General features: G+C 51.1%; 13 protein-coding genes. 10 read left to right on the top strand and 3 right to left on the bottom strand.

Going from position 1 to position 13,854, the window contains the following annotated elements; genetic code table 11:
* The first annotated feature begins 4 nt into the window (after nucleotides 1-4).
* The 8 genes from KO116_RS03885 to KO116_RS03920 are packed head-to-tail and all read left to right on the top strand — an operon-like array spanning nucleotide 5 to nucleotide 7,492.
* Entirely contained in the window at nucleotides 5-1,288 is a 1,284-nt protein-coding gene (locus KO116_RS03885; RefSeq protein WP_035561627.1) for a hydroxymethylglutaryl-CoA reductase, degradative, read from the top strand.
* On the top strand, nucleotides 1,288-2,238 hold the full coding sequence (locus KO116_RS03890; protein ID WP_045812068.1) for a hydroxymethylglutaryl-CoA lyase: 951 nt from the start codon (nucleotides 1,288-1,290) through the stop codon (nucleotides 2,236-2,238). Before KO116_RS03885 ends, KO116_RS03890 begins: the two co-directional genes overlap by 1 nt.
* Nucleotides 2,235-3,464 carry a CaiB/BaiF CoA transferase family protein gene (locus KO116_RS03895; RefSeq protein WP_035561289.1) on the top strand — a complete coding sequence of 410 codons (1,230 nt, stop codon included), beginning with the start codon at nucleotides 2,235-2,237 and terminating at the stop codon, nucleotides 3,462-3,464. Before KO116_RS03890 ends, KO116_RS03895 begins: the two co-directional genes overlap by 4 nt.
* Before the next feature lie 47 nt (nucleotides 3,465-3,511).
* Nucleotides 3,512-4,663 (top strand): C4-dicarboxylate TRAP transporter substrate-binding protein, encoded by a 1,152-nt coding sequence (locus tag KO116_RS03900; protein ID WP_035561292.1) that lies wholly within the window; start codon nucleotides 3,512-3,514, stop codon nucleotides 4,661-4,663.
* Nucleotides 4,664-4,712: 49 nt separating this feature from the next.
* A complete protein-coding gene (locus tag KO116_RS03905; protein ID WP_035561296.1) occupies nucleotides 4,713-5,168 on the top strand; it encodes an FAS1-like dehydratase domain-containing protein in 456 nt (151 codons plus the stop codon).
* Between the two features lie 5 nt (nucleotides 5,169-5,173).
* A complete protein-coding gene (locus tag KO116_RS03910) occupies nucleotides 5,174-5,575 on the top strand; it encodes a dehydratase (RefSeq protein ID WP_035561299.1) in 402 nt (133 codons plus the stop codon).
* Between the two features lie 38 nt (nucleotides 5,576-5,613).
* Nucleotides 5,614-6,192, top strand: coding sequence for a TRAP transporter small permease (locus KO116_RS03915; protein ID WP_045812069.1), 579 nt, complete (start codon nucleotides 5,614-5,616; stop codon nucleotides 6,190-6,192).
* Complete coding sequence (locus tag KO116_RS03920) at nucleotides 6,185-7,492, top strand: TRAP transporter large permease (protein ID WP_035561302.1); 1,308 nt, start codon at nucleotides 6,185-6,187, stop codon at nucleotides 7,490-7,492. The genes KO116_RS03915 and KO116_RS03920 overlap by 8 nt, the downstream gene beginning before the upstream one ends.
* 240 nt (nucleotides 7,493-7,732) lie before the next feature.
* Here the strand turns inward: KO116_RS03920 and KO116_RS03925 are convergent, their stop codons facing one another.
* From KO116_RS03925 to KO116_RS03935, 3 genes are all read right to left on the bottom strand, one after another.
* A complete protein-coding gene (locus tag KO116_RS03925; RefSeq protein WP_235272499.1) occupies nucleotides 7,733-9,115 on the bottom strand; it encodes an aminotransferase-like domain-containing protein in 1,383 nt (460 codons plus the stop codon).
* Between the two features lie 303 nt (nucleotides 9,116-9,418).
* Nucleotides 9,419-9,631 (bottom strand): ATP-binding cassette domain-containing protein, encoded by a 213-nt coding sequence (locus KO116_RS03930; protein WP_035561308.1) that lies wholly within the window; start codon nucleotides 9,629-9,631, stop codon nucleotides 9,419-9,421.
* Between the two features lie 96 nt (nucleotides 9,632-9,727).
* On the bottom strand, nucleotides 9,728-11,152 hold the full coding sequence (locus KO116_RS03935; protein ID WP_035561311.1) for a sigma-54 interaction domain-containing protein: 1,425 nt from the start codon (nucleotides 11,150-11,152) through the stop codon (nucleotides 9,728-9,730).
* 220 nt (nucleotides 11,153-11,372) lie between these two features.
* Between KO116_RS03935 and speB the strand changes: the two genes are divergently transcribed.
* Both speB and KO116_RS03945 read left to right on the top strand, forming a co-directional pair.
* The gene (gene speB, locus KO116_RS03940) at nucleotides 11,373-12,323 is read left to right on the top strand and encodes an agmatinase (protein ID WP_035561314.1); all 951 of its coding nucleotides are present in this window, start codon (nucleotides 11,373-11,375) and stop codon (nucleotides 12,321-12,323) included.
* A 139-nt stretch (nucleotides 12,324-12,462) separates the two neighbouring features.
* Nucleotides 12,463-13,845, top strand: a complete 1,383-nt coding sequence (locus KO116_RS03945; protein WP_035561317.1) for a YjiH family protein — start codon at nucleotides 12,463-12,465, stop codon at nucleotides 13,843-13,845.
* Nucleotides 13,846-13,854: the final 9 nt, after the last annotated feature.

Here is a 13,854-nt window from a genome sequence, read left to right on the forward strand (position 1 = left end):
TATAGTGAGCAACAGTTCCCAACTTCCCGGCTTTCGCAACCTTTCACCGTCAGAGCGTATTGATGTTCTGTCTCAGCATATTGATCTGGATATAGAGGAAGTAGCTCTGCTTCGTGATGACGGCGCGCTTTCAATCGAGATTGCTGATGGCATGATTGAGAACGTGCTCGGTAAGTTTGAGCTGCCCCTTGGCTTAGCAAGTAACTTTATGATCAATGGCCGTGATGTACTCGTGCCAATGGTCGTGGAAGAGCCCTCCGTTGTTGCCGCTGCCTCCTATATGGCGAAGCTGGCGCGCCCTGGTGGCGGCTTTCTAACTTCTAGTAGCGCTCCATTAATGCGCGCACAAATTCAAATCGTCGGACTCGGCGATCCCGCCAATGCACGGCTGAGCTTGCTGCGTAATAAGCATCGGCTGATCGATCTGGCCAACACTAAGGATCAACTACTTAACAAACTTGGGGGCGGTTGTCGCGATTTAGAGGTGCATACTTTCATGGAAAGCCCTAGAGGCCCCATGGTAGTGGTTCACTTGGTAGTGGATGTACGTGATGCCATGGGAGCTAACACTGTTAATACAATGGCCGAGACGGTTGCTCCCTTGATCGAAGAAGTCACCGGCGGCACGGTGCGGCTTCGTATTTTATCTAACTTAGCTGATTTACGTCTGGCGCGGGCGCAGGTGCGCATCGCTCCGGAGTGTTTCGAGACGAGTGAGTTTACAGGTACAGACGTTATAGACCGTATTATTGACGCCTATACCTTCGCGGCGATTGATCCTTATCGAGCGGCCACACATAACAAAGGCATTATGAACGGTATTGACCCGTTGATTCTCGCCACCGGTAACGACTGGCGGGCAGTAGAGGCGGGCGCGCATGCTTATGCGTGCCGCAACGGCCACTATGGCTCGCTTACCACGTGGGAAAAAGACCGGGAAGACCACTTGGTCGGGACGATAGAAATGCCGATGCCTGTAGGGCTGGTAGGTGGGGCGACCAAGACGCATCCACTAGCCAGACTGGTATTGAAAATACTAGGTGTTAAAAGCTCACAGGAGCTGGCTGAGATTGCGGTAGCCGTTGGGCTAGCGCAGAACCTTGGCGCTTTACGTGCGCTTGCCACGGAAGGTATTCAGCGCGGTCACATGGCCTTGCATGCGCGGAATATTGCGTTATCTGCGGGGGCTCGGGGTGAGGAGGTGGATCAGCTAGTGCGCCAGATGGTTATGGATCATGATGTGCGCTCCGATCGAGCCGAAGCGCTACTCAACGAGTTGCGTAAATAATGAGTCAACCAGCCGTGCGCCTAATGGAGGTTGGAGCCCGCGATGGGCTGCAGAATGAAACCCAAATATTGCCTCCCAGTATCCGAGCTGCGTTTATTCAGAAGTTGGCCAATGCCGGTTTACATCATATTGAAGCAGGTGCATTTGTGTCACCACGCTGGGTGCCGCAGATGGCAGAGACTGATGCGGTGCTGAAGGCGTTACCCATTCGCGACGGTGTGACTTATAGCGTTTTGGTTCCCAATGAGCATGGCATGGCGATGGCGATTGAAAATGGTTGCCGCGAAGTTGCCATTTTTACTGCGGCTTCGGAGACGTTTAATCGACGCAACATTAACTGTTCCATTGACGAGAGCCTTGCGAGGTTCGAACCGGTGATAGCTGCGGCAAAGGACAACGGAATTCGTGTGCGTGGCTATGTATCGTGCGTTTTGGGTTGTCCCATTGATGGAGCGGTGCCTATTGCCAATGTAGTTCGGGTGTCGAAACGTCTCTATCACATGGGGTGCTACGAAATAAGTCTTGGCGACACCATAGGCGCTGGTGTGCCCAGCGATGTGCGAAACCTTGTTTCTGCCTGTGCCAAGGAGGTGCCAGTTGAACAACTCGCTGCTCATTTTCACGATACTTGGGGAATGGCAGTCGCGAACTGTTTGGCTGCGCTCGAAGCAGGCGTTCGGGCCTTCGATAGCTCGGTCTCCGGCTTAGGAGGATGCCCCTACTCCCCTGGGGCCACAGGAAATGTCGCCACTGAGGACTTAGTTTATCTATTTGAAGGTATGGGCTTGGCTACCGGTATTGATCTGGAAAGTGTTGTCAACGCAGGTGATTTCGCGGATCAATATCTGGGCCGCAAAACGGCTTCCCATGTAGCACGAGCCTGGAAGGCAACACATGAGCACGCTAGCAGCCAGTATAACAATACGACAACAAATCTGGAGGACAAATGACGGAAACAACCGGCATGCCGCTAATGGCGAAAGGGGCTCTTAAAGGAGTCATTATCCTTGATCTTACCCGTGTGGTCGCTGGCCCCTATTGCACCATGATGCTCGCTGATATGGGCGCTACTGTTATTAAGATTGAGCATCCTAAAGATCCTGATCTCACACGGGAGTTTCCACCCGCCATAGATGTAACGAATGAAGCCATTAGTGGTTTCTTTGCTCAATACAATAGAAACAAGATGGCTGTCAGTCTCGATCTCAAGGCAAAGGAAGGGCACGAGCTTTTCCTAGATATGGTGCGCAAGGCTCATATCGTGATTGAAAACTTTCGTCCTGGAACTATGGAGAAGTTAAGGCTGGGTTTTAAAGCGCTTCGTGATATTAATCCGGCCATTGTGATGACCAGTATAAGTGGATTCGGCCAAAAGGGGCCAAATGCTCTCCGCCCTGCATTCGATAGCAGCGCACAGGCTTCGGGCGGGCTGTGGTCTATAAATGGCACTGTTGAGGAACCTATGAGAGTAGGCACCGTGTTGGGCGATCTCAGTGCGGGCTTATATGGTGCCATAGGAACGCTAGGCGCACTGCGCGAGGCAGAGCGTTCAGGCCTCGGCCAGCATGTAGATATCTCTCAACAGGATTCCATCATATCGCTGACTGAAAACGCTTTGGTTAACTACACAGCCACCGGCAAAGTCGCAGTGCCCGAGGGAAACGGCCATCCCTTTGTGAAGCCCTATGGGCGGTTTGTATGTAAAGACGGCCATGTATTTTTTGGTGCCTATACCGATAAGTTTTGGCGTGAAGCATGCCAAGTGTTTGGTGACCAAGAGCTGATCAAGGATCCAGAGATCGACACCATGGCCAAGCGCTTTGATAACGCCATCTATGAGCGCCGGGTACGGCCCGTGGTGGAGCGTTGGTGTGCTAGCCATACCAAGGCGGAGTTGGAGGAAATGACCGGTACTCGTTTTCCTCTTTCACCCATCAAAACGATTGATGAAGTAGTCGCCGATCCTCATGTGCGTGAACGCGACATGATTATACCGGTGGAATACAAAGGAAAAAGCTTCGAGGTGTTTGGTAATCCAATAAAAATGTCTTTGGGCACCAACGAGAAGGGCGCACAGGCGCCAAGGTCGGGCGAATCTAACGAAGTCGTGTACGAAGGCTGGTTAGGCCGCTCTAAAAAGGAAATCTCATTACTACGTGAGAACGGGGTAATTTGATTTTTTGATACTGAAATTTCAAATAACAAATCCAACAAGGTGACAATATGAATATCAAATCCATGGCAAGCTTGGTCATGTCTGGAACTCTTGTGTTTTGCGGTCTAGCTTCTAACGTTGAAGCACGGACACTTCGTTATGCGATCGGTCATCCGCCGAGTTCTTCTGTAGTGGACGTGACCAAAAAATACGCAGACGAAGTCGAAGCGCTATCTGATAGTGAGCTCAGCGTTCGCATTTTCCCTATGTCTCTGTTGAATTTCGCAGAAACGTCTGGAGGCGTACGTGATGGTATGGCTGATATTGGCTTTGTTTTGACGTCCTATTTCCCATCAGAATATCCGCACAGCAACATGGCCGTTGAGGCATCTATGTTGGTCGGTTTGTTGGGCGAGAAAGCGCAAGGCCGGGAAGGAATGATCTTTATGGGCGCGCTATCTGAATTCACTTTTTTTAATTGCCCAGAATGTAGCCAAGAGTTTAGTGCACAGAATCAAGTCTATACCGGTAGCACCGGCGGCACTTCCTACGGGTTAGTCTGTAATGAACCGGTTGAAACTGAAGCGGATCTAAAAGGTATGCGTCTGCGTGTGGGTGCTTCCAACTGGTCACGCTGGGCTGAGTCGGTGGGTGCATCTCCCGTTACTATGTCGGCTAATGAGATGTTTGAGGCACTCGGCCAGGGTGTGGTTTCGTGTATCGTACTTGCCTCCCCAGAGATCCATAATTTCGGCCTCACTGATGTAGTAACCGACATTAATATGGACGTACCTGGCGGCCCAATGCCCATCGCTGGCACTAATATCAATGCCGATACCTGGAAAAGCTTAAGCCTGGAGCAGCGCGAAGTAATGCTACGTGCTGCAAGTGTGTTCTCTGCTGGGGTTCCTTGGATTTATCACCAGCAAGAAGATCGTATTTTGTCCGAGGCCAAGCAAAGAGGCGTGGCGATCCACCATGCTGATCAAGCTCTAATCGACAAGACTCAAGCGTTTATCCGAGACGACATGCAGCACATCGCTGAGGGTTACCGCACGCGTTATGGTGTCGAGAATGGTGAGGAAATGATTGCGAACTTCCAGGGGCTACTGGAGAAGTGGACCGATTTAGTGCAGAACGTGGAAACTGAGCAGGAGCTGGCTGATCTCTACTGGGAAGAGATTTTCTCCAAAGTCGATGTAGAGAAACACGGTCTATGAGACCAGAGCTGGGCACATTGAGCCCAGCTCTCTCGATTAGGAGGAAGTCATGAATCTTCTTACAGATGAGCTCCGGGCACTCATTGGCACGGAGCTAGCGCCATTCGAGTTCGAAGTTACTCGGAATGATATCAAGAAATATGCTGTTGCCACTGGTCAGCGCCAACGTCGTTATCTTGAGGGTGATGAAGCCCCTTTGCTGTTTCTTTTCAGCGCCATGATGCCGGTTATTCCTTTAAGTGAGCTGCTGCCTGATGGGCGCCAACCGGATAGCTCACTGATCCCTGAATTGCCGCTCAAGCGCATTATGGCGGGAGGTAGTGACTACCAAATCTATCGGCGTGCCTACGCGGGGGACGTACTGGTCTGCACCCAAAAACTAACGGATCTCTACGAAAAACAGGGTGGCTCAGGCCCTTTGATTTTCATGGTATTCGAAAACCGCTTTGAAACCAGTGTCGGCGAGCCAGTCGTTACAGAATATCTGACACGTATTGCGAGATGAGAGCGATGCCTAGTTTCAACATTAGAGAAGGCGGCGCGCTGCCTCGCCGGGATTTCAAGGCAGATACGGTTCAGCTTTTCCTTTATAACGCGGCGATCTGGAACCCCCACCGTATTCACTACGATCTTTCCTATACCCAGGAACATGAGGGGCACCCTCAACTGCTTATTGATGGTCCGCTTCAAGGGGATTGGCTGACCCAAATGGTTGAGGAGTGGCTGGATGGAGAGGGAGAGCTGACTGCTTTTCGTTATAGCAATCGCCAAGCCGCCTATATCGGGGAGGTGCTCATTGCTGAGGGCAGGGTCACATCTTGCGATGGCATGGTTGCTGAGCTTTCTCTGTGTCTTACAAAACAGGACGGTATAACTACAACCGTGGCTGTCGCCAATGTTCGGTTCACTTGAGACTTTAGTGGGCTGTAACAACTTTCAGGAGAACTGTTATGTACCGGCTCGGACGTTGGCTTTCCGGATTAACGAGCGTTACTACGCTGCTAGGTGGCTGTGCCATTGTGCTGATGATGTTGCATATTACTGCAGACGTAATATTACGATATCTATTTTCAGCGCCGCTACCGGGCACGATTACTTATGTTGCTAACTACTACATGATCATTGCTACCTTTGTACCGCTCGCTTATGCGGAAAAGCTGAATGCTCATATAACCGTGGAAGTGGTCACAGAGAGGCTGCCATTGCGTGTGCAGTATCATTTAGCACATTGGTTGCTACCGCTCAGTGTCGCAGTGTTGATATTAATGACGATAAAGACCTGGGCTGAGGCAATGATTAAGTTTGAAATTAATGCCTCTCTAGTAGAGGGGGGCACCACCATCATCACGTGGCCTGGTTACTTCATGTTGCCCTTGGGGCTGGGCATGCTGGCGCTTGTGATGATCTATAAGTTTGCCATCTATTTGACCGGAGCGTGTAGCGGCCTGGTAGTGAACGATGAAGAACAAGCCATTGCATGGGATGTTCTTCCTGAGATGCAAGAACCTCGAGGAGGATCCCATGAGTGATGTACAGATCGGGCTCTGTGGTCTTGTTGTGCTGTTTGTTTCAATTGCGCTGCGTATTCCCGTAGGGTTGGCATTGATCGGAGTATCGTTTGGCGGTCTTTGGTACCTAATGGGATGGGGGATCGCTTGGGGCTCTCTTGGTTTGATTCCCTATCAGTTCTCCGCCAACTGGGTGCTCAGCTCGGTACCTATGTTCCTCTTGCTTGGCTATATTTGCTACCATGCCCAGCTGACTCAGGGGCTGTTTCGGGCCTCTCGGCTATGGTTATCTCGAGTCCCTGGAGGGTTGGCGGTGGCCTCCATATTTGGCACTACTGGCTTCGCTGCCGTATGCGGTTCATCAGTGGCTTGCTCGGCTGCTATGGGGCGTATCGCTGTACCAGAGATGATCAAGCATCGCTATAACCCAGGATTGGCCACCAGCACTGTAGCTATTGCAGGTACCGTGGGGGCACTGTTACCCCCTTCAATCATCATGATTCTGTACGGTATTATTGCCCAGGAACCGATTACCAAGCTGTTTCTTGGCGGTATTGCCGCCGGTCTGCTCACTGTGCTTGGCTATATCATCGTGGTAATTGTGAGAGTTAAGCTTAACCCTGAGTTAGCTCCGTCACCAAAAGAGTCGGTCTCAATGCAAGAGCGTTTCAAGGCGCTGTGGGAAGTCTGGCCTGTGGTGATGATTATGTTTGGCATCTTTGGTGGCCTATTCAGCGGCCTTTTCACCCCCACCGAGGCAGGGGCTGTGGGTGCATTTCTCGCATGTGTCGTGGCGCTATGTAAGCGCACTTTAACGTGGGATCGTTTGCGTAGCGCTGTCTTGGAAACCCTACTTACTACGGGAACGATTCTCATCATTGCCATGGGGGCTAGCCTGCTCACCCGTTTTCTATCGCTCTCTGGTGCTGGTGACTATCTCTCCTCGATGGTTATTGAGGCTGGCGCTAGCACATTTATTATCCTATTAATTATTGTGCTGATCTACTTATTATTAGGTATGTTCTTAGAGCCGATCGGAGCCATGCTGCTGACCCTTCCTATTGTTCTACCTATCGTTGACAGCGTAGAACTTAACCTAATCTGGTTCGGCGTAGTGCTTACCAAACTGCTTGAGATAGGGATGGTAACCCCCCCCATAGGTATGAATATCTTTGTGATAAAAAGCGTGGTGGGGAACTTAGTAACTACTGGTGCGATCTTTAAAGGTGTTTTCTGGTTTCTTGTAATGGACGTACTAGTGCTAATTCTTTTGATGAGCTTTCCAGAGATAATACTTTTCTTACCTGAGAAGTTAGGATGATTTATCAACATAAGGCTTGTCATTATTTAAAACTCGTGAGTCCTCCCTGAAAGCATTTTTTATAAGTTTATGTTGGTGTTGAGAGCTGCTGTCTGAATAGGCAGTGGCTCTTATCTTGAGTATTTTATATGGCCGGTGTCTTATTGGTCTTTTCTGTTTGAAGAAAAGGTATATTGCTTTTAAAATTTTGGTTTGATGATGGTTGATAACTTTTAAAACATGATTAATATAAAACCTGGTTCAGAATTTTAAGCTCGCACGAAATGCTGGGTCATCCACATAGGCTACATTTAACCGCGTCCAAGGAACTACATTATTCCGGTCTACCGAAAAAATAGCACCGGGTGCTAGCATAACTCCCTGTTTCATGCAGTGGCGCGTAAGTTCGTTAGCATCTTCTATACCAGGAAATCGAGCCCAAAGGTATAAACTTTGTTCTGGCTTGCAGAAGACTTCCGCCCCGAGTTCTTCTAGAATTTTTAGCGCGACAGCGGTAGCTGTGCGTAGCCGAGCCTGTAACTTGGAAAGATGACGAAGATAGTTCCCTTCACGTAATATGACATCTACTGTACGTTCAGCATATTCTGCCCCAGCGATATGGAGTAACATTTTTATATCTGCCAACTCGGAGATTAGTTTTTCGCTACCGGCGATAAAACCAACCCGCAAAGCCGCTGATACCGACTTGGAGAAGCTTCCCAAATATAGCGTCCTGCCAAGCTGATCAAGCGCTGAGAGCTTGGATGCTGAGCTAAGTTTGAAGTCAGCCATTGCGTCGTTTTCAACTACGATTAAATCGTGGCGTTCTGCTAGGGCTAATATCTGGCGTGCTTTATGCTCCGAAATGTCAGTTCCAGTCGGGTTGTGACACACAGACTGCATGAAAAACAGCGTCGGCCGCTCCTTAATCAGTAAACTGTTTAAATCATCTATATTTGGGCCATCCACCTCGCGACGTACGGGCAGCATGCGCACACCGCTGAGCTGTAACTTCCCAAAAAGTGGGTAATAGCCTGGAGTTTCTACTAGTACAGTCGAACCGGGTTGGGTAAAGCGCCGAATAATCAAATCCATTCCATGGTTTGCACCATAGGTGGTTAAAATCTGCTGTGGTAATGCGTTAATGCCATAGCTAGCTATTTTTTTGCTCAATTGCTCTCGTAAGCTGGCGTTACCGAAGCGGTTGCCATAGCGGAATAGGGAGGTAATGCCACCGCGGACAACTTGGCGATGAAATTTATCCAGGCGCATATCCATAAGCCAGTTGACTGGTGGGAACCCTTCACCCAGATGGGAATGCCCTGGTTCGCGTACAAGTTGTTGGCGCATCATCCAAGTAGTGTCGAGTGCGCGAGTGTAAGGGAGCGGTTGTGTCTCGCAATTTATTTGTGTAGGCATTGCCATAACAAAAAAACCGCGCCCTTGGCGTGCTTCCACCAAGCCTTGTGCTGCTAAGTAATCGTAGGCCGTAATGACGGTGTTCTTGGAATCGCAGTGCAAACGCATGTGTTCACGTAGGGAAGGAAGCTTATCTCCTTTACGTAAAATGCCTTCAGTGATTTGGCTTGCTATGTCAGATGCGATTCTTTGAGCTCTAGTCTGGCGCTGCATTGATATAGGCAATTTTAGCTCCCACTTTTCGCCTATGTGGTCTCTGGTGTTGAGTATGATGAACACTAGAAGGGGACTATTCCGTGATTTACTCACATGTAGTCACAACCAACATTAAGCTGCAATTATTTTATTGGTCTTATTGCTCACTGTTATCACAGCTAGAATTCTATTCCAACGTTCAGTATAGCGTGTTATGGCGTTAAGTTATAAGAGAGTTTATTACCAAAGCTTCCATAGGGAAATTGACCAATTTCCTAATATGAATGCCGATAAAAAGTACTCAGTAATACTCAAGGCCTGATGAGCAATGACTCAATCGTCGCGCTCACCAATATAGATATGCCCGCCGCTGGCTTCTTCCAAGCCTGCGATCATACGCAGCGTGGTTGATTTGCCGCAGCCCGAAGGGCCTAGCAGAATGACAAATTGCCCAGGCATGACGTCGAAGGAGATATTATCGACGGCAGCGGTCGCGTCCCAACGTTTGGTAACGCGTTCCAGGCGGATACGCGATTGGTTTGACATAGCACACATCACCGGCTGTTGGTTCAGCTTGTGTTGAAGGTGTTCTGTTTCATGACACTTGGATCGTTTATGACAGCCGCTGTGTCAAGCGAAAATTTACTTGGTCACCTTAATGCCATAGCGCTGAAGCCTGCGCACCACGCTGGATTGGCTGATGCCCAGCCGCTCGGCGATGGCATAGGTACTGGGGTGAGTGGTGCACAGCGCCTCAAGCGTTTCCCGCTCTAAACGGGCCATGTACTGCTTCAGTGTTTCATGAGGTTCTAGTGCGGGTATCGACGTTGCTGGTGACGAGCTCGGCAGGCTTGCATGGTGTTGATCGGTATATGGTTGAGCGGCAGGCACCTCGATTTGATCGGTGGGGCTGGAAAGCCAAGCACGTTCCAGCCAGTTTTCCAGCTCACGAACGTTGCCCAGCCATTCACTGCCCATCAGGGTTGACCAAACGCGGGTGTCGAGAATTTTTTGCCGCCCATAGCGCTGGTTTAACCGGTTTAAACAGGCTTCGACAAGGTCGGGAATATCCTCCCGGCGGTCGCGAAGGGGGGGCAGGGTGACCGGGATCACATTGAGACGGTAGTAAAGGTCTAAACGAAACCGCCCAGCCTCAACCTGTTTAGCCAAGTCTTGGTTAGTGGCCACAACCAAGCGGAAGTTGACCTTGCGGGAGCGAGTGTCACCCAACCGAGTCAGGCTGCCATCTTGAATGACCTTTAACAGTTTGGTTTGCATTAGCAGCGGCAGCTCGCCTATTTCATCCAAGAACAACGTGCCGCCCTCGGCCTGCTCCAGCAGTCCCGCCTTACCTTGCCGCGCCGCACCGCTAAAAGCGCCGGGCTGATAGCCAAACATCTCGGACTCAAACAGATTCTCAGGAATCGCCGCGCAGTTAACGTCAATAAATGGCCCGTCACAGCGCTGGCTCCAGCGGTGTAGCTGTTTGGCAAAGGCGGTTTTACCCACGCCCGATTCACCCAGCATCAGCACATTGGCATCTGAAGGGGCGACCCGCTTGAGCAGTAGCGCAATTTCACGCATGACGCTGCTGCGCACCTGCAGATTATCCAGGGCATCATCCAGCGCCTGCTCTTCCGCATCCGGGGCGGCCTGGCTGCGTTTTAAGTGCTCGCTAAAGCGTTTTTGTAGCAGCGCGTATTCGTCTTGCAGCAGTTGAAGATCGGTTAAGTCTCTGGAACGACTGATAATCCGCTCTAGCTTGTCGTCGACAAACACGGGGTAGGCTTCAGCAATGACCCTGCGGCCTGTTCCGGTGACCTGCATAAGCTGCGCTGGTCGGCGGGTGCGCATCACTTCCATGGTGATGGAGGGCTTGAGCACCCCGGCCGCTTGCAGCTGCTGCACATTGCTGGAGAGCAGCTCTTCTCGTGATACCCCGTAAACCGCTTCGGCCCCTGGGCTAATGTCGACTATTTGCCCATCGCCACTGACGATAAAGAAGTGATCGTTAGCGGTCTCTACAATGGTTTGCAGTACACGTCTGTCTATTTCACTCACTGCCATCGACTCCCTTTAAATAATTCATTTTTGAATTTTTGATTCAAAAATGAATTATTTAAACATCAGATTGATTCATTTTTGCATCGTTTGGCCGGTAATCCCACCACTTTATAGGGATCTACGACTTGGCATGATCTGTGCAACGCCTATAGGAGATAGCTAAGGCCGCAAGTTAGGAAAGCTACACAGGCTAAAGCGTCACAACAAATCCAAGGAGATGTGTATGTCGGAGTTCAACCAGCCGTTGGGCGGCAACACCATGCCGCGCTTTGCAGGCCCCGCCACCATGATGCGCCTGCCTACCCAAGACACCGCTGAAGGTTTAGATGCGGCGTTTATCGGCATTCCCATGGATATTGGTACCTCGAACCGCCCCGGCACCCGTCTTGGGCCCCGCCAGATCCGCGATGAGTCGCGCATGCTGCGCCCCTACAATATGGCAACCCGCGCCGCGCCGTTTGAAAGCCTCCAGGTAGCCGATATCGGCGACGTACCCATCAACACCTTCCACCTGCCGAAAAGCGTCGACATCATCACCGCTTTTTACGACGACGTGCTGAAGCATGACTGCATCCCGATGACGCTGGGCGGCGAGCACACGTTGACGCTGCCGATTCTACGCGCCATTGCCAAAAAGCATGGCCCGGTGGGATTGATTCACATCGATGCCCATGCCGACGTGAACGAGCACATGTTCGGCGAGCCGATTGCTCATGGCACGCCATTTCGACGTGCTCAGGAAGAGGGCTTGTTGGCCCACGGCAAGGTCGTACAAATCGGCCTGCGTGGTACTGGTTACGCTGCTGAGGATTTCGACTGGTGCCGCGATCAAGGTTTCCGTGTGGTGCCCGCCGAGGAGTGCTGGTACCGCTCGCTAGCGCCGCTGATGGCCGAAGTGCGTGAACAGATGGGCGATATTCCGGTGTACATCAGTTTCGATATTGATGGTTTGGACCCCTCCGTTGCTCCCGGCACCGGCACGGTCGAGATGGGTGGCCTAACGTCTACTCAGGGATTGGAAATTGTCCGTGGTGCTTTGGGCCTGAATATTGTCGGCTGTGATCTGGTGGAAGTATCCCCGCCTTACGACCCCAGCGGCAACACCGCGCTGATGGGTGCCACGCTGCTGTATGAAATGCTCTGCGTCCTGCCGGGCGTGAAGCGTGGCGACTAAGCCGCTCTTAAGACAGTTTTGATTTAAAAAGCGCCGACCTGATAAGGCGCTAATAAAAAAGACATATGGCAGGAAGCACTGCTTCCTGCCACGACGCCGCCAGCCCACCTCCAATAATCACTTCCAATAGGTGAACCCTATGTCGAATAGTAACGTTAAGACCGCAGCGCCGACCTCGTCGGGGCCGATCCCCCAGGCGCATTTACTGAAGTTTATAGTGCCCTCTTTAATTGGGGTTTTGCTGTTTCTCGTCCCTTTTAAATTTGGCGATACTATCAATATTGGTATGGGCCTCATGGCGGAGGGGTTGCAAACGCTATTAGGCTCAGCGCTGCCTGCTATCGCGGTAGTCGTGCTTTGTCTTTCAGTGGTAGCCACTGTTTACGCCAAGCTAGCTGACCCTGGCTGGGCCAAAAAAGGCATGTTGCATGAGATGTTTCATGTTGGGCCGCTGTGGTTGGCAATGCGCGCTTTAGGCGCACTGTTTGCTGTGATGACTTATTTCCAGTTTGGGCCTGAGTTCGTCACTGCCTCCTTTACCGGTGGCGTCATGCTCAATGACCTTGCGCCGGTGCTCTTAACCTTCTTCTTCTTTGCCGCGCTGTTGCTACCGTTTCTGGTCGAGTTTGGCTTTATGGAGTTTATCGGCAGCATGGTACGCAAGCCGTTCCGGATAATTTTTAATCTGCCGGGACGCAGCGCCATTGATGCCACTGCCTCATGGATGGGGTCTGGTACCGTTGGGGTGCTCATTACCACGCAGCAGTATGAGCAGGGCTATTACAATGGTCGCGAAGCCTCCGTCATTGCTACCAATTTCTCTGTGGTCTCCATTGCCTTTGCGCTGTTAGTGACCAGCTTCGTCGATATTAACCATCTGTTTGTACAGTTTTACACGACGGTCGTGGTAGCAGGGTTAATCGCTGCGGTCATTGTGCCGCGAATCCCACCGCTATCGCGCAAGTCCAATGATTACTATGAGCCGGTCGGCTGTCAGTTAAACGAAGAACGTACCGAAAAAGTCGGCCTGTTCCGTTATAGCTTGATTCAAGCCACCAATCGCGCCGCTGGCGCTCCCGGGCCTCGCGAGCTAGCACGTTTGGCGCTGCTCAACGTGATGGATATTTTCCTAGGTTTACTACCATTGGTGTTTGCCATTGGCACGGTGGCGCTCATTCTGGCGGAGTTTACCCCGCTGTTTACCTGGCTCTCTTACCCGATGGTGCCGGTGCTGGAGCTGCTGCGTATCCCAGAGGCAGAAGCGGCAGCGCCCGCAACGCTGGTAGGCTTTGCCGATATGTTCCTACCGGCGGTATTAGCGACCAATATTGAAAGCGAACTCACTCGCTTTGTGATTGCCTGTCTCTCCCTAACCCAGCTGATTTACATGTCTGAAATAGGCGCGCTGCTGCTCAAGTCGAAAATCCCCATCAAATTCTGGGAACTGGTGGCAATCTTTCTACTGCGTACCGCGATTACGCTGCCAATCATCGCCTTTATGGCCCATACGTTTTTCTTCTAAGGGGACTTT

It is taken from the genome of Halomonas sp. KO116, from assembly GCF_000734975.2.
Taxonomy (GTDB): domain Bacteria; phylum Pseudomonadota; class Gammaproteobacteria; order Pseudomonadales; family Halomonadaceae; genus Vreelandella; species Vreelandella glaciei.